The sequence below is a fragment of the Pseudomonas fluorescens genome (assembly GCF_900215245.1).
Taxonomy (GTDB): Bacteria; Pseudomonadota; Gammaproteobacteria; order Pseudomonadales; family Pseudomonadaceae; genus Aquipseudomonas; species Aquipseudomonas fluorescens.
This window is the reverse complement of record NZ_LT907842.1, coordinates 1685055-1706591: the sequence shown is the minus strand read 5'-3', so window position 1 is coordinate 1706591 and position 21537 is coordinate 1685055. Positions and strand designations below refer to the sequence as shown.

Annotated in this window: 22 protein-coding genes and 1 riboswitch; of the genes, 11 read left to right on the top strand and 11 right to left on the bottom strand. The window is 60.8% G+C overall.

The window, feature by feature from the left end; translation table 11 throughout:
* Window positions 1–37 precede the first annotated feature (37 nt).
* Both madL and madM read left to right on the top strand, forming a co-directional pair.
* Window positions 38–451, top strand: coding sequence for a malonate transporter subunit MadL (gene madL / locus CPH89_RS08040; RefSeq protein ID WP_053258453.1), 414 nt, complete (start codon window positions 38–40; stop codon window positions 449–451).
* Between the two features lies 1 nt (window position 452).
* Window positions 453–1217, top strand: a complete 765-nt coding sequence (madM, locus tag CPH89_RS08035; RefSeq protein ID WP_053258452.1) for a malonate transporter subunit MadM — start codon at window positions 453–455, stop codon at window positions 1215–1217.
* A 122-nt stretch (window positions 1218–1339) separates the two neighbouring features.
* Here madM and CPH89_RS08030 read toward each other — a convergent pair whose 3' ends face one another.
* The 3 genes from CPH89_RS08030 to CPH89_RS08020 are packed head-to-tail and all read right to left on the bottom strand — an operon-like array spanning window position 1340 to window position 3400.
* Window positions 1340–2254 (bottom strand): LysR family transcriptional regulator, encoded by a 915-nt coding sequence (locus CPH89_RS08030; protein WP_053258451.1) that lies wholly within the window; start codon window positions 2252–2254, stop codon window positions 1340–1342.
* A gap of 37 nt (window positions 2255–2291) precedes the next feature.
* The gene (locus CPH89_RS08025; RefSeq protein ID WP_053258450.1) at window positions 2292–2834 is read right to left on the bottom strand and encodes a chromate transporter; all 543 of its coding nucleotides are present in this window, start codon (window positions 2832–2834) and stop codon (window positions 2292–2294) included.
* Window positions 2834–3400 (bottom strand): chromate transporter, encoded by a 567-nt coding sequence (locus tag CPH89_RS08020; protein ID WP_053258449.1) that lies wholly within the window; start codon window positions 3398–3400, stop codon window positions 2834–2836. Before CPH89_RS08020 ends, CPH89_RS08025 begins: the two co-directional genes overlap by 1 nt.
* A 259-nt stretch (window positions 3401–3659) precedes the next feature.
* Here CPH89_RS08020 and trhA point away from each other — a divergent pair, with 259 nt between their 5' ends.
* A complete protein-coding gene (trhA, locus tag CPH89_RS08015; RefSeq protein ID WP_053258448.1) occupies window positions 3660–4277 on the top strand; it encodes a PAQR family membrane homeostasis protein TrhA in 618 nt (205 codons plus the stop codon).
* Between the two features lie 127 nt (window positions 4278–4404).
* Here trhA and CPH89_RS08010 read toward each other — a convergent pair whose 3' ends face one another.
* Entirely contained in the window at window positions 4405–5307 is a 903-nt protein-coding gene (locus CPH89_RS08010; protein WP_053258447.1) for a LysR family transcriptional regulator, read from the bottom strand.
* 108 nt (window positions 5308–5415) lie between these two features.
* Here CPH89_RS08010 and CPH89_RS08005 point away from each other — a divergent pair, with 108 nt between their 5' ends.
* Genes CPH89_RS08005 through CPH89_RS07995 form a run of 3 tightly spaced genes read left to right on the top strand, consistent with a single transcriptional unit; the run spans window position 5416 to window position 7945 of the window.
* Window positions 5416–6657 (top strand): D-amino acid dehydrogenase, encoded by a 1242-nt coding sequence (locus tag CPH89_RS08005; RefSeq protein WP_053258446.1) that lies wholly within the window; start codon window positions 5416–5418, stop codon window positions 6655–6657.
* A 10-nt stretch (window positions 6658–6667) separates the two neighbouring features.
* Window positions 6668–7018 carry a RidA family protein gene (locus CPH89_RS08000; RefSeq protein ID WP_053258445.1) on the top strand — a complete coding sequence of 117 codons (351 nt, stop codon included), beginning with the start codon at window positions 6668–6670 and terminating at the stop codon, window positions 7016–7018.
* A 24-nt stretch (window positions 7019–7042) separates the two neighbouring features.
* Window positions 7043–7945 carry a transporter substrate-binding domain-containing protein gene (locus tag CPH89_RS07995; protein ID WP_053258444.1) on the top strand — a complete coding sequence of 301 codons (903 nt, stop codon included), beginning with the start codon at window positions 7043–7045 and terminating at the stop codon, window positions 7943–7945.
* A gap of 129 nt (window positions 7946–8074) precedes the next feature.
* Here CPH89_RS07995 and CPH89_RS07990 read toward each other — a convergent pair whose 3' ends face one another.
* Both CPH89_RS07990 and CPH89_RS07985 read right to left on the bottom strand, forming a co-directional pair.
* Entirely contained in the window at window positions 8075–8794 is a 720-nt protein-coding gene (locus CPH89_RS07990; protein ID WP_053258443.1) for a 16S rRNA (uracil(1498)-N(3))-methyltransferase, read from the bottom strand.
* 90 nt (window positions 8795–8884) lie between these two features.
* A complete protein-coding gene (locus CPH89_RS07985; protein WP_053258442.1) occupies window positions 8885–10291 on the bottom strand; it encodes an adenosylmethionine--8-amino-7-oxononanoate transaminase in 1407 nt (468 codons plus the stop codon).
* 273 nt (window positions 10292–10564) lie between these two features.
* Between CPH89_RS07985 and CPH89_RS07980 the strand changes: the two genes are divergently transcribed.
* Entirely contained in the window at window positions 10565–11116 is a 552-nt protein-coding gene (locus CPH89_RS07980) for a cytochrome b (protein ID WP_053258441.1), read from the top strand.
* A gap of 32 nt (window positions 11117–11148) precedes the next feature.
* A complete protein-coding gene (locus tag CPH89_RS07975) occupies window positions 11149–11745 on the top strand; it encodes a YceI family protein (RefSeq protein WP_053258440.1) in 597 nt (198 codons plus the stop codon).
* A gap of 60 nt (window positions 11746–11805) precedes the next feature.
* Here CPH89_RS07975 and CPH89_RS07970 read toward each other — a convergent pair whose 3' ends face one another.
* Window positions 11806–12690 (bottom strand): LysR substrate-binding domain-containing protein, encoded by an 885-nt coding sequence (locus CPH89_RS07970; protein WP_053258439.1) that lies wholly within the window; start codon window positions 12688–12690, stop codon window positions 11806–11808.
* A gap of 126 nt (window positions 12691–12816) precedes the next feature.
* Here CPH89_RS07970 and CPH89_RS07965 point away from each other — a divergent pair, with 126 nt between their 5' ends.
* Window positions 12817–13188, top strand: a complete 372-nt coding sequence (locus CPH89_RS07965; RefSeq protein ID WP_053258438.1) for a nuclear transport factor 2 family protein — start codon at window positions 12817–12819, stop codon at window positions 13186–13188.
* A gap of 65 nt (window positions 13189–13253) precedes the next feature.
* Here the strand turns inward: CPH89_RS07965 and CPH89_RS07960 are convergent, their stop codons facing one another.
* The 4 genes from CPH89_RS07960 to ahcY form a co-directional block, all read right to left on the bottom strand.
* Entirely contained in the window at window positions 13254–15140 is a 1887-nt protein-coding gene (locus tag CPH89_RS07960) for an RNA helicase RhlE2 (RefSeq protein WP_053258437.1), read from the bottom strand.
* Between the two features lie 221 nt (window positions 15141–15361).
* On the bottom strand, window positions 15362–16153 hold the full coding sequence (locus tag CPH89_RS07955; protein ID WP_053258436.1) for a substrate-binding periplasmic protein: 792 nt from the start codon (window positions 16151–16153) through the stop codon (window positions 15362–15364).
* 143 nt (window positions 16154–16296) lie between these two features.
* Window positions 16297–17142, bottom strand: coding sequence for a methylenetetrahydrofolate reductase [NAD(P)H] (gene metF, locus CPH89_RS07950; protein WP_053258435.1), 846 nt, complete (start codon window positions 17140–17142; stop codon window positions 16297–16299).
* 175 nt (window positions 17143–17317) lie between these two features.
* On the bottom strand, window positions 17318–18727 hold the full coding sequence (ahcY, locus tag CPH89_RS07945; protein ID WP_053258434.1) for an adenosylhomocysteinase: 1410 nt from the start codon (window positions 18725–18727) through the stop codon (window positions 17318–17320).
* A 21-nt stretch (window positions 18728–18748) separates the two neighbouring features.
* Window positions 18749–18855: riboswitch (S-adenosyl-L-homocysteine riboswitch) on the bottom strand.
* A 197-nt stretch (window positions 18856–19052) separates the two neighbouring features.
* Here ahcY and CPH89_RS07940 point away from each other — a divergent pair.
* Together CPH89_RS07940 and CPH89_RS07935 are read left to right on the top strand one after the other, a co-directional pair.
* Window positions 19053–19457: an acyl-CoA thioesterase gene (locus CPH89_RS07940; protein WP_010167614.1), complete on the top strand. Its 405-nt coding sequence runs from the start codon at window positions 19053–19055 to the stop codon at window positions 19455–19457.
* 96 nt (window positions 19458–19553) lie between these two features.
* Complete coding sequence (locus tag CPH89_RS07935; RefSeq protein ID WP_053258433.1) at window positions 19554–21488, top strand: patatin-like phospholipase family protein; 1935 nt, start codon at window positions 19554–19556, stop codon at window positions 21486–21488.
* The last annotated feature ends 49 nt before the right edge of the window (window positions 21489–21537 follow it).

Genomic DNA, 21537 nt, shown 5'->3' with positions numbered 1-21537 from the left:
ACAACAATTTCGATCGAGCACTTTGAGGACAACAACAATGATTATCTACGGTGTGGCATTGCTGGCGATCTGCACGCTCGCGGGCGTGATCATGGGCGATATGCTGGGCGTGTTGCTCGGCGTCAAATCCAACGTGGGCGGAGTGGGCATCGCCATGATCCTGCTGATCTGCGCGCGGTTGTGGATGCAAAAGCGCGGTGGCATGACCAAGGAGTGCGAGATGGGCGTCGGCTTCTGGGGCGCCATGTACATCCCCGTGGTCGTCGCGATGGCCGCGCAACAAAACGTGGTCACCGCCCTGCACGGCGGCCCGGTCGCGGTGCTCGCGGCGATCGGTTCTGTGGTCGTTTGTGGCTGCACCATCGCGCTGATCAGCCGCACCCACAAGGGCGAACCCTTGCCCGCTGAAGAACCGCTGATTACGCCGACACCTGTTGTGGGAGGCCGCTGATATGTGGGACCTCATCGAAAAAGGCTTGGAACATAACGGCCTGGTCACCGCCTTTGCGTTCGTCGGCGTGGTGATGTGGATTTCTGTGGTGCTGTCCAAGCGCCTGACCTTCGGGCGCATTCATGGCTCGGCGATTGCGATTGTCATCGGCCTGGTCTTGGCCTGGGTCGGCGGCACGCTTACCGGTGGGCAAAAAGGCCTGGCCGATGTGGCACTGTTCTCCGGTATCGGGTTGATGGGCGGCGCCATGCTGCGCGACTTTGCGATTGTCGCCACGGCCTTTGAAGTGCAAGCCACTGAGGCGCGCAAAGCCGGCTTGATCGGGGTGATTGCCTTGCTGCTTGGCACGATTCTGCCGTTTATCGTCGGCGCGAGCATGGCGTGGGCGTTTGGTTATCGCGATGCGGTCAGCATGACCACCATTGGCGCCGGCGCCGTGACCTACATCGTCGGCCCGGTGACCGGTGCGGCGATTGGCGCGACGTCGGATGTGATGGCGTTGTCGATTGCCACCGGCTTGATCAAGGCGATCCTGGTGATGGTCGGCACACCCGTCGCAGCGCGCTGGATGGGCCTGGATAACCCGCGCTCGGCGATGGTGTTTGGTGGGTTGGCCGGGACGGTCAGCGGCGTGACCGCAGGCCTGGCGGCGACGGATCGGCGGTTGGTGCCGTATGGCGCGTTGACGGCCACGTTCCATACCGGGCTTGGGTGCTTGCTGGGGCCTTCGTTGCTCTATTTCATCGTGCGTGGGATTGTTGGCTGACCCGGTAATTCAGGGTGTTTGCTCTGACCTCTTCGCGAGCAAGCCCGCTCCCACATTTTGACCGCGTTCTCATGTTGGTACTCGGTCAAAATGTGGGAACTGGCTTGTCTGCGATGGCGGTCTCAAGCCTGCCGATTGGCGTACATCCGGCACTCCGCCAACAAGGCCAGCAAGTTCGGGTCGCGCTCCTTGGCCTTGAGAAACATCACACCAATCTGCTGCTGCATCCGATACCGAGGTTGCAGCGGTATGAGCTTCACGCGGTTTTCATACACCGCCGCAATCCGCCCCGGCAGCAACGCATAACCCACGCCTGAGCTGACCATGCTCAGCAGGGTGAAAATGTCATTCACCTGCATGGCCACCTTCGGCTCAAACCCCGCCTGCTTGAACACGCGGTTGCCATCCTGATGCGTGGCGAAGCCTTGGGTGAGGGTAATGAAGGTGGCGTCGCGCACGTCGGCGAGGTCGATTTCCTGCTCGCGGTCGAACGGTGAATCGGCCGGGGTGGCGAGGAAGATGTCATCGGAGAACAGCGCGATCTGCGCGCAGTCAGGGTCGTTGGCGTGTTCGTCGAGGGAGATGAGGATTGCGTCCACTTCCATGCTCTTAAGCTTGTAGAGCAGGTCGAAGTTGGAGCCCAGGATCAGGTCGATATTCAGTTCACTGCGGCGGATTTTCAGGCCCATGATCAGCTGTGGCACGGTCTTGACCGTCAGCGAATACAGCGAGCCGAGCTTGAAGCGTTCGGCGGAGAAGCCAGCGGCTTCGCGGGTCAGGCGCACGCTGTCGACCACGTCGGCCACCAGTTTTTGCGCGCGCTCCTCCAGCACATAGGCGCTTTCCAGCGGGGTGAGGTTGCGCCCTTCGTGTTTGAACAGCGGGCAACGCAGGGCGTTTTCCAGCGAGTGGATCGCGCGGTGCACGCTGACGTTGCTGGTTTGCAGCTCGGCGGCGGCGCGGGCCAGGTTGCCGGTGCGCATGAACGCCAGGAAGATTTCCAACTTCTTGAGGGTGAATTCTTCGTCGATCAACATGGCGGTGGCTCGGGTTCGAATGCCGTCGATTGTGCCCCTAAAACCAGCTCGCTCCCAGCCATGAACTGCACAGGCCGATCACCACGCCGAGGATGATCAGCCAGATCGCGTTCAGCCGCGTGTAATACACCACGGCGGCGCTGGCCAGGGTCAGCACCAGGCTGGTCGCGTTGTTTTCCAGGCTGTTCATCAGAATGTAGGTGGAGGCGAGAATCAGGCCAATCGACAGCGGTAGCAGGCTACGCTTGACGCGTTGCACCCACGGCGTCCGGGTGTGGCGTTCCAGCCAGCCGGCGCCGACATAGGTCAGCACCGAGCAAGGCACCAGTTTGGCGGTCAGTGCCACCAGCGCGCCGGGCAGGCCCGCCGCCTGCTGGCCGATAAACACCAGGAACATCCCGTTAGGCCCCGGCAGTGCCTGGGAGAGGGCAAAGAATGCGACGAATTGCGCATCGGTGATCCAGTGCATATCGACGACGGTGTAGCGGTGGATATCACTGATGGCCACGGTATTGCCGCCAATCGACATCAGTGACCACAGCGCGCATTGAATCATCAGGTGCAGCAGCACGGTTTGCATCAGCCAGCCCCCTTGTTCGAGCGGATAAAGCTCAAGGCCAGGGAGCTGGGGATGCCAATCAGCAGCACCATCCACAATGGCAGCACGAAGACCGCCATCAAGACGAAGGTCAACACAAAGGCGCTGTAGTTGGCGATCGTTCTGGGCATGGCCTTGAGCAGGCGCAGCGTGGTGCCGAGCATCAGGCCGGTGGCAATCGGCATGACGGCGCCGAAGATCTGCTGCACCACGTCATTGCTCCACCACTTGGCATAGGCGAAACCGGCGAGCACGGTGATCAACGAGGGGAACAGGTAAAGCCCGCACACGGTCACAATGGCACCCGGCAAGCCATGCAGGCGCCGGCCGTAGATGATGCCCACGTTGGCGATATTGGGGCCGGGGAAGAATTGCCCGGTGGTCAGCAGCTCATTGAAGCCTTGTTCGCTGACCCAGCCGCGCTGGTCAACCATCATCTGCCGCGCCCATGGCATGACGCCGCCAAAGCCGAACAGGCCGACCATGGCAAAGTTGTAAAACAACTGCCATAGGCTGGGATGAGGCGGGGCGGGTTCAAGCTCGTGCACGGGCAATACCGATAGGCTGCTGTTGTATCGGCGCTGGCTTGTCGGGTCGCTGCATCGCGGCGATAGCGGTGTATCAGCCCATCACGCAGACTGACAGCGGCTGATTGAAGGCAAGCCAGCGCCCACAGGAAGAAGCGAATCATCTATCGGCGTGTACGTTTGGGCAAATGAAGAAAGGTTGTTACCTGTCTGGCCGCCCGGCGCGTCAGAATGCAGGTAGTAAAACCATGTGGTAACGGTTATTCGAGGTGAGTGACACATGTATCACGGGGAACGTTTCAACGCCTGGAGCCATTTGGCCGGGGCGGTTGCAGCTTTTATCGGCGCAGTATGGATGTTGGTGGTGGCGAGCCTGGACGGCAGCCCCTGGAAGATTGTCAGCGTAGCGATTTACGGTTTTACGCTGCTGGTGCTGTACAGCGCCTCCACGGTGTATCACAGCGTGCAGGGGCGACGAAAAGCGATCATGCAGAAGGTCGACCACTTTTCGATCTACCTGCTGATTGCCGGCAGTTACACGCCGTTCTGCCTGGTGACGCTACGCGGGCCGTGGGGATGGACACTGTTTGGGATTGTGTGGGGGCTGGCGGTGATCGGCATCCTGCAAGAGATCAAGCCACGCTCCGAGGCGCGGATTCTGTCGATTGTGATCTACGCGGTGATGGGCTGGATCGTGCTGGTGGCCGTCAAACCGTTGCTGGCTGCGCTGGGTACGGCGGGGTTTGTCTGGCTGGCCTCGGGCGGCGTGCTGTACACCGTCGGCATCATCTTTTTTGCCCTGGAGGATCGCCTGCGCCATTCCCATGGGATCTGGCATCTATTCGTGATCGGCGGCAGCCTGCTGCACTTCGTGGCGATCATGCACTACGTGCTGTAACAGGCGACGCGGTTAAAAAATGTGCGAGCGGGCTTGCTCGCGAAGGCAGTGTGTCAGTTGATAAATAGGCTAACTGATCCACCGCATTCGCGAGCAAGCCCGCTCCCACATTAGATTGGTAGTGTTCTCACAAGCGTTCGAGCAGTTCACGCGCGCGTTTGCCGAAGATCTGCAGCAGGTTCGCCAGCATATGCGGCGGCGGCTCGTCAGCACGGGTCAGGGCGTACAGGGTGATCGGCAGCGGCGGGGTGAGCGGGCGGATGCAGGTGGTGGCCGTTGAGGCGCCCAAGGCGGTGAACGGGTCGATGACGGTCAACCCGGCGCCTGACTCGACCATGGCCCGCGCCAGGGAATAGGTTTGCACCGAGATCGTCACCCGAGGCGCCGGGTCGACGTTTTCCAGGTAACTGTCGAGTTTGGCCGCCAGCGGATCAGCACTGGACAGCCCAACCATTGGCGCGCCGGCGAGCGCTGCCAGCGGCAATGCCTGGCTCAACTCGGCGTCTGGCCAATAACCCTTCGAGGCCAATGCCACCAACACCCCATTGGCCAGCACTTGTGTGGTCAAACCGGGATGGCCGGAAAAGTTGAGCGTCAGCGCCAGGTCGATCTCGCGCATCAACAGCTTCTGCACCAACTCGCGGCTATGGTCGCTGGACAGCTCGCAGGCGATGTTCGGGTAGTCGCGCGTCCACTCCAGAATCGCCGGTGGCAGCAGTGACAAGGCCAGCGCCGGAATGGCCCCAATACGCACGCTTTGCCCAGGCTCACGGCGCAAGCTCTTGGCCAGGCGTCGCACACCTTGCAGGCTCTCGGTGACTTTCTCGACTTCGCTCTCCAGCGCCAGGGCTTCCGGGGTGGGCAGCAACTTGCCGCGCACCCGCAGAAACAGCGGGAAGCCCAATTGCAGCTCGGCGTGCTGCAGCACCTTGGTCACCGCCGGCTGCGAAACGTGCAGCAACTGCGCGGCAGCGCTGACAGAGCCGGTCTGGCGGATGGCCTGGAAAATTTCGATATGACGCAAGCGCATGGCACGTCCATAACCTTTGTTTATAGGTGGCCCATCTTTATTCATTGTCGGTGGCCTGTCACCTGGCCCTACGCTTGAGCCCAGTTAATTCAAAAGCAGGTGGCGGGAATGGCCAAGCGGGTTTGCATCATCGGCGGTGGCGTCATCGGCTTGGCGAGTGCGTACGCCCTGGTGCGCGCCGGCCATACGGTGACGGTGATTGACGCGCGCGACGCCGTGGGCCGCGAGACCAGTTTCGCCAACGGCGGGCAACTGTCCTACCGCTATGTGGCGCCGCTGGCCGACGCCGGCGTACCGTTGCAAGCCATTGGCTGGCTGTTGCGCGGTGACTCGCCGTTAACATTGCGGCCCCGGCTCGACCCGCAGCAATGGCGCTGGATGGCAGCCTTTATCGGTGCCTGCCGTGGCTCGGTGAATCAACGCAATGCCGCCCACCTGCTGCGCCTGGCGTCCTTGAGCCAGGCCACCCTGGAGCAATGGCGAGAAGCTGACCACCTCGACGGCTTCGACTGGCGGCGCAACGGCAAACTGGTGACCTTTCGCCGCGCCGGCACCTTTGAGCAGGCGCGCAGCAAGGTCACCGATGCCCGGCCACAGCAGGTGCTGTCGGCCGCCGATTGCGCACGTCTGGAGCCGGCGTTGGCGAGCGGTGGTTTTGTCGGTGGCATCTATACGCCCAGTGAAGAAGTCGCCGATTGCCATGCTTTCTGCCGGCGGCTCGCGGCGCGGCTTGAGGCCTCGGGGCGCTGCACTTTTTTGCTCGGGCAGAAGGTCACTGGCCTGCGTCACGCCGACGGTGTGGTGCAGGCTGTGGTGCTCGGCGATGAGGTGATGGCGGTCGAGCAACTGGTCTTGGCGGCCGGGTATCGCAGTGCTGAATTGGCCTTGCCTGGGTTGTCGCTGCCGCTTTACCCGCTTAAGGGCTACAGCCTGAGCGTGCCGATTGGCGCGCAGCATCAGGCGCCGAATGTGAGCATCACCGACTATGACCGCAAGATCGTCTACGCGCGCATCGGCGAGCAGCTGCGGGTGGCGGCCATGGTCGATATCGTCGGCTTTGATGCGCGCCTTGAGCCAAAGCGCCTGGCACTGATGAAACGCCAGGCACTCGAGACGTTTCCCGGTGCTGGCGATTACACCCGCGCCGTCGAGTGGGCCGGTATGCGCCCCGCCACGCCAACCGGCGTGCCGCTGATCGGCGCCAGTGCGTACCGCAACCTGTGGCTGAACCTGGGCCACGGCGCGCTCGGGTTTACCCTGGCCTGTGGCAGCGGCCAACTGCTCGCCGAGTTGATCGGCCAGCACGTTCCTTCCATTGATATGCAGGGCCTGACGCCCAGCGCCGCTTGAGGATAACGCCATGACCATCAACCGAATCAGCCGCAACGAACGCCTTTCTGGGGCCGTCACCTTCAAGGATCTGGTGTTCCTGTCGGGCCAGGTGCCGGATGAGGGCCAGGATGTGGCCACGCAAACCCATGAGGTGCTGGCCAAGGTCGATGCCTTGCTGGCTCAGGCGGGCAGCGACAAGGACCACCTGCTCAACGCAACGATTTACCTGAAAGACATCGGCGCCGGTTTTGCGCCGATGAATCAGGTGTGGGCGGCGTGGCTGTCACCGGGCATGGCGCCGACGCGCACCACCTTGCAGGCAGAACTGGCGCGCCCGACAGTGCTGGTGGAAATCAGCGTGATTGCTGCACGTAAATAACCGCAAGACCCACGGAGAATAACAATGAAAAAAATCCTGTTGACCGGCTGCACCCTGGCGCTGGTGTTTGGCGCACAGGTTCAGGCGAATGACGCGCCGCTGGACGGCACGTTGAGCAAGATCGCCAGTGCCAAGGCCATCACGTTGGGGTATCGCGATGCGTCGGTGCCGTTTTCCTACGTGGGCGATAGCAGCGGCAAGCCCATGGGCTATTCGGTGGAGTTGGCGAACAAGATCGTTGAGCGCATCCAGCAGAAAACCGGCGTGGCGAACCTCAATGTGAAGTACAACCTGGTGACCTCGCAAACCCGTATCCCGTTGGTGCAGAACGGCACCGTGGACCTGGAATGCGGCTCTACCGGCGTCACCGCCGAACGGCAGAAGCAGGTGGCATTTTCCTACGGGTTTATCTATGTGAAAGGCCAGTTGCTGACCGCCAAGGACAGCGGCATCCAGGGTTTTGAGGACCTCAAGGGCAAGAACGTGGTGACTACCGCCGGCACCACCAACGAGCGTTTTCTAAAAAGCTACAACGCCGAACACAACGCCAACATGTTCGTGATCAGCGCCAAGGACCACGGTGAAGCGTTCAAGATGCTCGAGACCGGCCGTGCGGTGGCGTTCTACATGGACGATGCGTTGCTCTACGGCGAGCGCGCCAAGGCCAAGGACCCGCACCACTGGGCGGTGGTGGGCAAGGAGCAATCGCGGGAAATCTACAGCTGCATGGTGCGCAAGGACGACCCGCAGTTTCTCGCGCTGGTCAACGAGACACTCGGCGACCTGTACCGTACGGGGGAGATCAATGGGATTTACCAGCGCTGGTTTGAACAGCCGATTCCACCCAAGGGCTTGAACCTGGAGTTCCCGATGACCGCCGAATTGAAGGCGATTATTGCCAAGCCGGTCAGTGATCCGGTGGAGTGACAACCCCATCCGAAATGTGGGAGCGGGCTTGCTCGCGAATGCAGTGTGTCAGTGGATAAACAGGCCAACTGATCCAGCGCCTTCGCGAGCAAGCCCGCTCCCACCGTTGAATGGGGTTACCCAGCGAGGTTAGAAGTCGCCCCAGAGCTGTTGCGCGACGGCCAGTGCCACCACGGGCGCTGTCTCGGTGCGCAGCACGCGCGGGCCGAGGCGGGCGGCGTGGTAGCCGGCAGCTTGGGCGGTGGCGACTTCTGCGTCGGTCAACCCACCTTCAGGCCCGATCAGGAAGGCCAGGCTGGCCGGCTTGGCGTGGCTGATCATCGGCGCGGCCACCGGGTGCAGCACCAGTTTCAACGCCGCCTCGGCCTGTTTTAACCAGTCCGCCAGCAGCAGCGGTGGGTGAATCACCGGCACCGTTGAACGGCCGCATTGCTCGCAGGCGCTGATCGCCACTTGGCGCCAGTGCAGCAGGCGTTTGTCGGCACGCTCGTCCTTGAGGCGGACTTCGCAGCGGTCGCTGAAAATCGGCGTGATTTCATTCACACCCAGTTCGGTGGCTTTCTGAATCGCCCAATCCATGCGCTCGCCCCGGGACAGGCCCTGGCCGAGGTGGATGTGCAGCGGGGATTCGGTCTGGCCCGCGAAACGTTCCGTGAGTTGCACGGTGACGCGTTTTTTACCGACCTCCAGCAACGTGCCCAGGAACTCATGGCCGGAGCCGTCGAAGAGTTGCACGGCATCACCTTCGCCCATGCGCAACACGCGGCTGATGTAATGCGCCTGGGCTTCGGGCAATTCGTGCTCGCCGAGGCTCAGCGGGGTATCGGTAAAAAAGCGGGACAGTCTCATTTCGGTTCTCTGGAAAAATACAAAACCTGTGGGCGCCGGGCTTGCCCGCGATGGCGGTAACCCGGCACCCGATCAGTTGAGTGAATGCAATCAACCTGGATCTCGGAAGCCTGGGTGGAAGTCCTTCGGCACTGCCACGCTGACTTGACTGTTGGTCGCAATATCGATGCCTTCACTGGCCACTTCAGCCAAAAAGTCGATTTGCTCCGGCGTAATCACATACGGCGGCAGGAAATACACCACGCTGCCCAGCGGCCGCAATAGTGCACCGTGTTCCAGGGCGTGTTCGAACACCTTCAACCCGCGGCGCTCCTGCCATGGGTAGGCTGTTTTGGTGGCTTTGTCCTGGACCATCTCGATGGCCAGCACCATGCCGGTCTGGCGCACTTCCGACACATGCGGGTGGTCCACCAGGTGCGCGGTGGCGGTGGCCATGCGCTGGGCCAGGGCCTTGTTGTTTTCGATGACGTTGTCTTCTTCGAAAATATCCAGGGTCGCCAGGGCCGCCGCGCACGCCAGCGGGTTGCCGGTGTAGCTGTGGGAGTGCAGGAAGGCGCGCAGGGTCGGGTAGTCGTCGTAGAACGCGTCGTAGACGTCATCGGTGGTGACCACGGCGGCCAGCGGCAGGTAGCCGCCGGTGAGGGCCTTGGACAGGCACAGGAAGTCCGGGCGGATGCCGGCCTGTTCACAGGCGAACATGCTGCCGGTACGGCCGAAGCCGACGGCGATTTCGTCGTGGATCAGGTGCACGCCATAGCGGTCGCAGGCTTCGCGCAACAGCTTGAGGTACACCGGGTGGTACATGCGCATGCCGCCGGCACCCTGGATCAGTGGCTCGACGATCACGGCGGCGACGCTGTCGTGGTTTTCGGCCAGGGTGTGTTCCATGGCCAGGAACATGTTGCGTGAATGCTCTTCCCAGCTCATGCCCTCGGGGCGCAGGTAGCAATCCGGGCTCGGCACCTTGATGGTGTCCAGCAGCAGGGCTTTATAGGTTTCGGTAAACAACGGCACGTCGCCCACCGACATCGCGGCGATGGTTTCGCCGTGGTAGCTGTTGGTCAGGGTGACGAAGCGTTTTTTGTTCGGCAGGCCACGGTTGAGCCAGTAGTGAAAGCTCATCTTCAGCGCGACTTCGATGCACGAAGAGCCGTTATCGGCATAAAAGCAACGGGTCAGGCCGTCGGGCGTCATCGCCACCAGGCGCTCGGACAGCTCAATCACCGGCTGGTGGCTGAAACCGGCGAGGATCACGTGTTCCAGCTGGTCCACCTGGTCCTTGATGCGCTGGTTGATACGCGGGTTGGCGTGGCCGAACACGTTGACCCACCAGGAACTGACGGCGTCGAGGTAGCGCTTGCCTTCGAAGTCTTCCAGCCAGACGCCCTCACCGCGCTTGATCGGGATCAGCGGCAATTGCTGGTGGTCTTTCATCTGGGTGCAGGGATGCCACAGTACTGCGAGGTCGCGTTGCATCCACTGGTTATTCAAGCCCATCGTCTATCTCCTCGAAGCGGACCTGCGGCCGGCGCAGGCGAAACAATCGCGCAAGCCTATGCAATGCCAGACAGTGTCACAACCCATTACGGATGAATTGGCAGTAAACGCGGGACGCACTGTCACGTTTCTAAGGAATAGTCCTTAATCCATTGTTAACGTACTGTGCATAACCTCTTGATCGTATTTCTCGATATTTCAAAGCGAAATTTTCCGCTTTAATTCGATAGGTAAATCGCTAGTCTTGGGCGCAGTTCTTACGGGATTTGGGACATGCAACTACGTAACTCATCGGCCCGCTATGGTTGGGTCAGCATTGTTTTGCACTGGGGCGTGGCCCTGGTGGTGTTCGGTTTGTTCGCCCTGGGCCTGTGGATGGTCGGTCTCGACTATTACAGCGCCTGGCGCAAAGACGCGCCTGACCTGCACAAGAGCATTGGCATCACGCTGTTCGCCATCATGCTGGTGCGCATTGTCTGGCGCCTGCTCAGCCCGCCGCCGCCACCACTGGCCAGCTACAGCCGCTTGACCCGTATCGGGGCTGCGTTTGGCCACGCGTTCCTTTATCTCGGGCTGTTTGCCGTGATGATTGCCGGTTACCTGATTTCCACCGCAGACGGTGTCGGTATCCCGGTGTTTGGCTTGTTTGAGATTCCTGCCGTGGTTTCCGGTCTACCGGACCAGGCAGACACCGCCGGCGTGGTGCATCTGTACCTCGCCTGGGTGTTGGTGGTTTTCGCCGGTTTGCACGGCGTGGCTGCGTTTAAACACCACTTTATCGATCGTGATGCGACCCTGACGCGAATGCTGGGGCGCAAAGCCTGATGTTCAACCTCGACTCACAAGGAATAGAAAGCATGTTGAAAAAGACGCTCGCCGCTCTGGCAATCGGTTCTGCTCTGATGTCCGCAGGTTCGGTGATGGCCGCTGATTATGTTGTCGACAAAGAAGGCCAGCACGCCTTCGTTGACTTCAAGATCAGCCACTTGGGCTATAGCTACATCACCGGTACTTTCAAGGACCTGGACGGCAAGTTCAGCTTCGACGCCGCCAAGCCTGAAGACAGCAAGATCGAGTTCAACGTACGTACCGCCAGCGTGTTCACCAACCACGCCGAACGTGACAAGCACATCTCCAGCAAAGACTTCCTGGACGTTGGCAAGTTTGCCGATGCCAAGTTCGTCTCCACCAGTGTTAAAACCACCGGTAAAAATGCTGCAGGCCAAGTCACTGCCGACGTGACCGGCGACCTGACCTTCCACGGCGTGACCAAGCCGATCGTCGTCAAGGCCACCTTCCTGGGTGAAGGCAAGGATCCATGGGGCGGCTACCGTGCCGGCTTTGAAGGCACCACCAGCTTCAACCGCCAGGACTTCGGCAAGCAGATGGACCTGGGCCCAGCGTCCAACACCGTTGAGCTGTACGTGACGTTTGAAGGTGTGAAAGCGAAGTAATATTTCGCTGTTTCAAACGCAAAGCGCCGACCTCCGGGTCGGCGTTTTGCTGTGCGTGGTTTATAGGCTGTCTTGATACGTTGCGACTTGTTCGTTGAGCCACGTGTGCAGGGCTATCAGTTGCGCCGAACGCTTGGTGCCCATCGGCCAGACCAGGTAGTAGCGCGAAGCATGCACCGGTTCAATATCGGTGAGCTTGACCAGCTCCCCGCGTTGAATCAGTGAATGGGCAATCGAGCGTCGGGTCAATGCGACGCCATGCCCGAGCCTGACGGCTTCGAGCAGCAAGGTCGAGTCGGTGAACTCCAGCGCAGCGTGAGGGCGTTGCCCCTCCACGCCGGCGGCACCCAGCCAGGTCGGCCAGCTTTCACTGGCGTGCAGCAATGGCTGCTCGAGGATGGCCTGCGGTGTAGTGGGCAGCACGCCGTGGTTGAAGGTGCGCGCGGCGACCACCAGCAATGAGTCGGTCATCAGCGTTTCGCAATGCATATCGGGCCATTGGCCGTGGCCGAAGCGGATCGCGCAATCGATCAGGCCTTGCTCGAAGCTGGCGAACTCCATGGACGATTCCAGTTTCAGGCGCAGGCCAGGCTGGGCGCTGATGAAGTCGTGCAAGCGTGGCAGTAACCAATGCATGGCGTAGGAGGGCAGCACCGACAGGGTCAGTTGCGGGTGCTTGTTCTTTGCCACGAGTTTGTCTGTGACCCCTGCTATCTCGCCCAGCGCCTGCCTGATCTGGTAGGCATAAACACGGCCTTCGTCCGTCAACACCAGGGAGCGCCCGCTGCGGGCCACCAACGCGATGTCCAAATACTCTTCCAGTGAGCGAATCTGGTGGCTGACGGCACTGTGGGTGACGTGCAACTCAATGGCCGCCAGGTTCACCTTGCCCAGCCGGGCTACCGCCTCGAAGGCACGGAGTGCGGCGAGTGGAGGGAGCTTCAATAGGTGAATTCCTTTCACGGGAAAGCCCAATAATAGCCGCTATACGTGAAATGAGTGAGCTACCGATAATGGCGACAAGTTATTTATTCAAATAACGCCGTGCAGAAAAATCGGGAGTTGTTAGGCATGATTAATGAAATCCACGCGTTTCTGAAAGACTACTTTAACGTGTTGCAAACCCAGGACTTGAATGCGTTCGATCAAGTGTTCCACCGAGGCTGCGTGTTGTATAGCGCGCAAAATTCGACCGTGGTCGTGCGGCCTTTTGATGAGTACAGGACGATGGTTCAGGGCCGTAAGTCGCCTCAGGAAGGTGGTTTCCCGCAACTTGACGAAGTGCTGATGATCGATGTGATGTCTGCGGAAATGGCCATCGTTAAAGTACGCTTGCGCCTGTTCAATAACGTGATGGTCGACTACTTGAATTTGATGAAAGTGGAGGGTCGCTGGATGATCTTCGCCAAGCTGTTTCACAAGGCCGGTGAAGTGACGAATTAATGCGCTGACCGCCAGATACAAAAACGCCCCGAACAGTCGGGGCGTTTTTATTCAGCGTCGAAAACTCAGCGGTTGCGGGTCAGCAGCGCTGGTTTTTCACCACGAGGACGGCCTGGCAGTTGATCCAACTGCTCGGGTGTCGGGAAGCGGTCAGCTTTCGACTCCTTGTGGATGATTTTCGGCGCCGGGCCACCGCGTGGGTTCTGCACGGCAGGTTCGGACGCACGTGGCTGATCGTCACGGGCCGGGCGGCGGTTGTTGCTGCGCGAATCTTCGCGACGCGCTTGACCGTCACGCGGGGCGCCATTACGCGGGCCATTGCGCTTGGCAGGCGGGGTGCCGGTGGTGCCGCCGCTGCTGTTGCGTGGGCCGTTCTGACGACCGCCCTGAGGCTGGCCGCCACGTGGCGCGCCGGTGCCTGCAGCCGCGGCCGGAGCACCCGGACGACGACCACGGCCCTGAGCCGGTTTGGCCTGCGGCACGTAGTCAACGCGGTTACCGAAGTTATCCACGTCATCGTCGAGGAACTCGTCCGGAGCACGATCGGCTGCGGCGCGTGGCGGCTGGCTCGGCTGGCGCTGTTCGCGGGCCGGGGTGCCTTCACGTGGCTTCTGCTCGCGGGCTGGGCGCTCGCCACGGCCATTGGTCGGCGCTTTTTCTTTGCCGCCCTTGTCTTTGCCCTTGTCGCGACGACCACCGCCACCACCGCCGCCGTTCGGGCCATCGCCCTTCGGACCGCGTGGGTTGCGTGGGTTACGCACGTCCGGACGCTCGCGCGCTTCAGGCTTCTCAGCCTCCACGGTGCTGGCATCGAAGCCCATCAGGTCGCCGTCGGCGATTTTCTGCTTGGTCATGCGTTCGATGCTTTTCAGCAGTTTTTCTTCGTCCGGTGCAACCAGGGAGATGGCCTCGCCCGAGCGACCGGCACGGCCGGTACGGCCGATACGGTGCACGTAGTCTTCGTCGACGTTCGGCAGCTCGAAGTTGACCACGTGTGGCAGTTGGTCGATATCCAGGCCGCGGGCGGCGATATCGGTGGCAACCAGGATACGCACTTCACCGGCCTTGAAATCGGCCAGGGCTTTGGTGCGCGCGTTCTGGCTCTTGTTGCCGTGGATAGCGACGGCGGTGAGGCCGTGCTTGTCCAGGTACTCGGCCAGGCGGTTGGCGCCGTGCTTGGTACGGGTGAACACCAGCACTTGTTCCCAGGCGCCGGCGGTGATCAGGTGCGCCAGCAGGGAGCGCTTGTGGCTGGCAGCCAGGCGGAATACGCGTTGCTCGATACGCTCGACCGTGGTGTTCGGCGGCGTGACTTCGATGCGCTCCGGGTTGTGCAGCAGCTTGCCGGCCAAGGCGGTGATGTCATTGGAGAACGTTGCGGAGAACAGCAGGTTCTGACGTTTGGCCGGCAGGCGGGCGAGGACCTTTTTCACGTCATGGACAAAGCCCATGTCGAGCATACGGTCGGCTTCGTCCAGCACGAGGATTTCCACGTGGGACAAGTCAACGCTGCCTTGGCCGCACAGGTCGAGCAAACGACCCGGGCAGGCGACCAGCACGTCAACGCCGCGGGACATGGCCTGAACCTGTGGGTTCATGCCGACGCCGCCGAAGATGCAGGCGCTGACGAACTTCAAGTCGCGGGCATACAGCTTGAAGCTGTCGTGCACCTGGGCGGCGAGTTCGCGGGTAGGGGTCAGGACCAGTACGCGCGGTTGGCGCGGGCCGTGACGCTGGGATTTGTCCGGGTGACCGTTGGGGAACAACCGCTCCAGAATCGGGAGGGCGAAACCACCGGTTTTACCAGTACCTGTCTGAGCCGCAACCATCAGGTCGCGACCTTGCAACACGGCGGGAATGGCCCGCTGTTGCACCGGAGTAGGCTCGGTATAGCCCGCTGCCTCGATGGCGCGGACTAAAGCCTCGGAGAGACCGAGGGAAGCAAAGGACATGAGTAATCCTGTTTTAGTTAGGGCTTGGCCCAAAGGGATAATCTTGCCGGGCGTGAATGGCGCTTAGGGGAGCGCAACCCCGTCCGGTCCTGCTGCGTCTGGCGGGCACTCCACCGGCTCGCGCGGGCTGAAAGCTGCGCAGTAGCGGGGTTAGGTGCCTTTTTCAAGACCTCAGCGGCCGGGCGTGAGCCTGGCGGAAAGGCCGGAGTATAACAGAGCAATCACGGCGCGCTGCTTTCCTGCTGCTCAACGGTGTGTTCAGAGGCCGTATTGGCTTGGATTTCGCCATATTTGGCGCTCAAGGCCGCGTAGGCGGGTTCTTGCTTGAACCGCTTGAGCTCGGCGGCAAAGCGTTGCACCAGCAGGTCCATGCCCGCGCCACGGCGTACGGCGAGAAATTGTTGCTGGCGGCTGACCACGAAGGGCGCCTGGCTGACGTTGCCTTCCAGGCCCATGGCCTTGATCACATGCTGGCCCACGCGGCGATCGGTGATCACCAGGTCGATACGGCCCAATGACAGCTTGCCGAAGTTGGCCTCGTGGCTGGGGGCCGGCTCGCGGTTGAACAGGGTGGATTCGCTGAATGCGTTGCCATAGAGGTAGCCCGGCGAAATACCAACGGTCAGCCCCTGCAGGTCATCGACGCGTTCGGCGGGGTGGGGGCGCGCATTGGCGTAGAACAACACGAACTCGACTTCCGACAGCGGCTCACTGGGATAAAGCAGCTGGGCGTCGCGGTCATGGCTGTGGAAAATATCCAGCGCCCCGTCGGCGTGGCCCTGGTCGAGCATGGCCAGGCAGCGTTTCCACGGCAGGAATTGCCACTCCACATCGACGCCGAGGCGCTGGAACACAATCACCGTGGTTTCATAGTCCAGGCCGCGCATGCTGCCGTTTTCTTCGTAGACATAAGGCGCCCAGGGCTCAGTGACAATGCGTAGTTTCTCGCCGTAGGCGGTGAGGCTCAGGCAAGTCAAAAACGCAGCGGTCAACAACTTGAGAATGACGGGCATGCCCTGAGGTTACGATGCTCCTTGGTTAAAGAGAAGCTCTGGCACAAGCATTCGCGGGCAAGTTGATGTAGCGCAGTTAAAACAAAAAGGCCCTCGTCAATGCGAGGGCCTTTCGTTTTACCTGCACCGCAAGCGGGCACGCCTCAGCGTGGCAGCTTGAGGTTGTTCCAGATGGCCAGGCTAGGCTCAGCCTGGTTCAGGGTGTAGAAGTGCAGCCCTGGTGCGCCACCTTGCAGCAATTGTTCACACATCTCGCTGATCACCTGCTCGCCGAATGCCTGAATGCTTTTGACGTCGTCGCCATAGGCTTCCAGTTGCTTGCGCACCCAGCGTGGGATCTCCGCGCCGCAAGCGTCAGAGAAGCGCGCCAGCTTGCTGTAGTTGGTGATCGGCATGATGCCCGGCACGATCGGGATGTTGACACCCATGGCCCGTACACGCTCGACAAAGTAGAAGTAGCTGTCGGCGTTGAAGAAGTACTGGGTGATCGCACTGTCGGCGCCGGCGTTGGCCTTGCGCACGAAGTTCTGCAAATCGTCTTCGAAATTGCGCGCCTGGGGGTGCATCTCCGGGTAAGCCGCCACTTCGATGTGGAAGTGATCGCCGCTTTCTTCACGGATGAAGCTCACCAGGTCATTGGCGTAGCGCAGCTCGCCGCTGGCCATGCCCATGCCGGACGGCAGGTCGCCACGCAGGGCGACGATGCGCTGGATGCCGGCTTGTTGGTACTTCGTCAGCAGGCCGCGCAGGTCGGCTTTGCTGTCGCCCACGCACGACAAGTGCGGAGCGGCGGGAACTTTGACTTCGCTTTCGAGCTGCAACACGGTGTTGATCGTGCGGTCACGGGTCGAACCGCCCGCGCCGTAGGTGCAGGAGAAGAAGTCGGGGTTGTAGCTGGCCAACTGTTTGGCAGTCGCCATCAGTTTTTCATGCCCAGCATCGGTCTTGGTCGGAAAGAACTCGAAGCTGTAGCGACGGTCTTGGGACATGGTCGTACCTATGGAAACTCATCAAGCCAGAAGATGTACACCGTCAATGTGGGAGCGGGCTTGCTCGCGAATGCGCTGGGTCAGTCAATCTATTTTGTGACTGGCCCACCGCTTTCGCGAGCAAGCCCGCTCCTACAAAAGCCCGCTCTCGCAGAGAGAGCAGGCAGCAGGCATATCAGTAGCGGTAAGCGTGCGGCTTGAACGGGCCTTCGACCGTCACGCCGATGTAGTCGGCCTGGGTCTTGGTCAGTTGAGTCACAACGCCGCCGAAGCCACGGACCATTTCCAGGGCCACTTCTTCGTCGAGTTTCTTCGGCAGCACTTCCACAGTCAGGCGCTCGGCTTTCTGGGCTGGCGACAGGTCGGCGTACTTCTGGCCGAACAGGAAGATCTGCGCCAGTACCTGGTTGGCGAACGAGCCGTCCATGATGCGGCTTGGGTGGCCGGTGGCGTTGCCCAGGTTAACCAAGCGGCCTTCGGCCAGCAGGATCAGGTAGTCGTCGTTCTGTGGGTCGAAATCGCCAGCACCGGTGCGGTGAACCTTGTGCACCTGTGGCTTCACTTCTTCCCATGCCCAGTTCTTGCGCATGAAAGCGGTGTCGATTTCGTTGTCGAAGTGACCGATGTTGCAGACAACGGCACGCTTTTTCAGGGCTTTGAGCATGTTCGCGTCGCAAACATTCACGTTACCGGTGGTGGTCACGATCAGGTCGATCTTGCCCAACAGTGCCTTGTCGATGCTCGCTTCGGTGCCGTCATTGACGCCATCGATGAACGGCGAAACCACTTCAAAGCCGTCCATGCAGGCTTGCATGGCGCAGATCGGGTCAACTTCGGAGACTTTAACGATCATGCCTTCCTGACGCAGGGACTGGGACGAACCCTTGCCCACGTCACCGTAGCCGATCACCAGGGCTTGCTTGCCCGACAGCAGGTGGTCGGTACCACGCTTGATGGCATCGTTGAGGCTGTGACGGCAGCCGTACTTGTTGTCGTTCTTGCTCTTGGTCACCGAGTCGTTGACGTTGATGGCCGGGATTTTCAGCTCGCCCTTGGCCAGCATGTCCAGCAGACGGTGCACGCCGGTGGTGGTTTCTTCGGTCACGCCGTGGACGCGGTCGAGGATCTGCGGGTATTTCTTGTGCAGCAGCTCGGTCAGGTCGCCGCCGTCGTCGAGGATCATGTTGGCGTCCCATGGCTTGCCATCCTTGAGGATGGTTTGCTCCAGGCACCACTCGTACTCTTCTTCGGTCTCGCCTTTCCAGGCATACACCGCGATGCCGGCAGCAGCGATAGCAGCAGCGGCCTGGTCTTGAGTCGAGAAAATGTTGCAGGACGACCAACGTACTTCGGCACCCAGGGCAACCAGGGTTTCGATCAGCACGGCAGTCTGGATGGTCATGTGGATGCAGCCGAGGATCTTCGCGCCTTTGAGCGGCTGCTCAGCGGCGTACTTGCGGCGCAGACCCATCAGGGCTGGCATTTCGGATTCGGCGATAAAGGTTTCGCGACGGCCCCAGGCAGCGAGGGACATATCGGCGACTTTGTAGTCGGTAAAACCTGCAGGCGAGATTACAGCGCTCATGAAGAGCCTCCATTCGTAGTGTGCGAATGGGCGCCGTTGTGCGTTTAGTATCAGGCCAGGTGAACCAGGCCCGACAACGCCCCATCCGAGCCTGACAGGTCTAGCCTGCTGCAGCGCCCCTCGGACAGGTGGCGGGAGAACGGTATCAATTGAAGATGACCGTTTTGAAGCGCTGCGATTATAGCTGTGCGCGCCAGACTTCCCAAGCCTTTCTGTCGGCCATATGAAGATCGCGCATGGGGTTGATAGGCAATGGCTCATAGAGGTTGGGCCTGGGCTCTGCCATGATGTTGCCCATCATTCGGCAAGACGCTTTGGAGTGACCATGAACTTCCACACCCGCAAATGGGTAAAACCCGAAGACCTCAACCCCAACGGCACCCTGTTCGGTGGCAGCCTGCTGCGCTGGATCGACGAAGAGGCGGCCATCTACGCCATTGTCCAGTTGGGCAACCAGCGCGTGGTAACCAAGTACATCTCCGAAATCAACTTCGTCAGCGCCTCACGCCAGGGCGACATCATCGAACTGGGCATCACCGCCACCGAGTTCGGCCGCACCTCCATCACCCTGACCTGTGAAGTGCGTAACAAGATCACCCGCAAAAGCATCCTGACCGTGGAAAAAATGGTCTTCGTCAACCTCGGTGAAGACGGTTTACCGGCGCCGCACGGGCGTACCGAGATCAAGTACGTGAAGGATCAGTTCCAGGAAGACGGCATTAGCGAATAACCCCGCGCCGGTTTGATTCTTTACGGGATTATTCCAGACGGATCTTTTTGGGGCTCTCTCGTCACTCAGGACTACAATCTGTAGAGATAGCCCTGTATGAAAGTTTCCGGTTCGGCTGCACCGATTCAACCCCCATTGCCTCAAAACATCGGTCAGGAGGTGAAAACGCCGCTGGTAAAAGGTGTGGGCGAGCGCAATCTGAGCGTGTATCGCCATAGCGATGGACGGGTGGAGGTGATGCTGTCGCCGCCTCCGCCCACCCATCTGGTGCTCAGCGGCGGTGGCGCCAAGGGCATCGCCTTTCCAGGGCTGGTGCAGGCGCTTGAAGAAGCCAAACAGCTGCAAGGCATTAAGGTAATTTCCGGCTCTTCGGCGGGTGCTATTTCCGCAACGTTGCTTGCCAGTGGTATGGACGCCAACGCATTCGGCGCGCTGTCGAACAGTATTGACTTGCCTGGCTTGCTCAATAGCAAAGACCCATTGATCGCCAAGCTGCAAACGCTCAGCTCAGAGCTTGGCACGCTCGCCGGACGACTGCCCGGCCCCGCCGGCAATATTTCCCAGCTGCTGCTGACTATGCTGCCGCGCCTGCAAACCAAGGCGCAGCCCTTGGAAGAGATGATGCGCAACGCGTCGCGCAAGTCGATTCTTGCCCATATCGCGGGCATGCCCCGGGCCACCCGACCCGCCGACGTCATGAAAATCGCCGACCGGCTCAGCGCGGGAGGTGCGCCGACGTTTCGCGACCTTGAGGTGCTCAGCCGTCACGTCCCGGCGATCAAGCAACTCAACATCACCGGTACGGGCATGTTCGATGGGCGACCGCAGTTGGTGGTGTTCAACGCCAGCCTGACCCCGGATATGGACATCGCCCACGCAGCCCATATCTCCGGTTCGCTGCCGGGGCTGTTCAAGAGCCCGGCCGAGCAAGGCCATGGGTTCCAGGCGGCGGCCGAAGTCACGGCCTTTCAGGACGGTGGTCTGCTCGTCAACACCCCGGCTCCCGGCGTCATTGAGCGATCGTTCCAAGAGAGCCCGTTGGGCAAGGACGAATCGCTGGTCGTCAAATTCGAGCCCGAAAAGGCGACAGCGGCGCAAACAAGCGGCGGCTTTTCCAGTCATCTTGGCGACGTCTTTACCGGTACGCCACACGCGGCGGCCGATGCCTTCCAAGAGGAGCGGCTTAAAGGGTATGCCGATCAGACCGTTACCTTGCCGCTGAACACGGACAAAGGCGACTTTCGCGGCCTGTTCAATGGCACCGTCAACTTCACCATGACCCCCGAGCAGAAACAGCGCCTTCAGGCCCTGGCTCGTCAAACGGTGGCGGGGCACCTGGAAAAACGTGCACTAGTGCGTGAGCCGCATTCGTTTGCCTCTTTGGAAGATGCCGTGTTGGCGATGGACGATAAAATGCTGGCCAGCGTGCAGGATCAACTGCAGAAGGACCCGGCCGGCGCTGCGGCAGTGTTGTTTCGAAAGAGCGCGCAGCAGGCGCTGCAAGCGTTGGACAGTGCGATCACGCAAGCCAATCAAGCCCGTACGTCTCTGGTGTTCACGCCAGCGGTGACTTCGGCGCTGCGTAATCTGGATGCGCTAGCGCGTCGGCCCGAGCATATCGAGTGGTTGGGGCGGCGCCTTAACGCTGCGGGCCAGCGCAATTTTCAGCAACTGCTGCAAGTGGCGGCTAAACAGAAATCGGGAAGTGCCTCACCGTTGTCCAAGGTCATGGCCAGTGGCGTAGCCCACATGCACCGGCGCGATATTGCGGTGAAGGCTGAAAACTTTACCCGAGAGGTCATTTACCCATCGCTGTACCGTCCCGGCCAGCCGGCCGCCAATGTCGAACTGTTGAACCGTGCGGTGCGTGACCTGGCTGACGCAGCGACGTCGGCGCAGTTCAATAGTGTGCTCAACGGCATAATCAAGTACTACAAAGCCCGCAATAAGCCTTGGAGTACACCGCACAGTTCAACCACGGTAGAGATGGCCAAAGCCTGGCGCATACCGGTTTTGTTGCCTGGCCACTGAACAGCCACTGCCGCGGCGTGTCGTAGCTAAAAGCACTCCTCGGACTCGG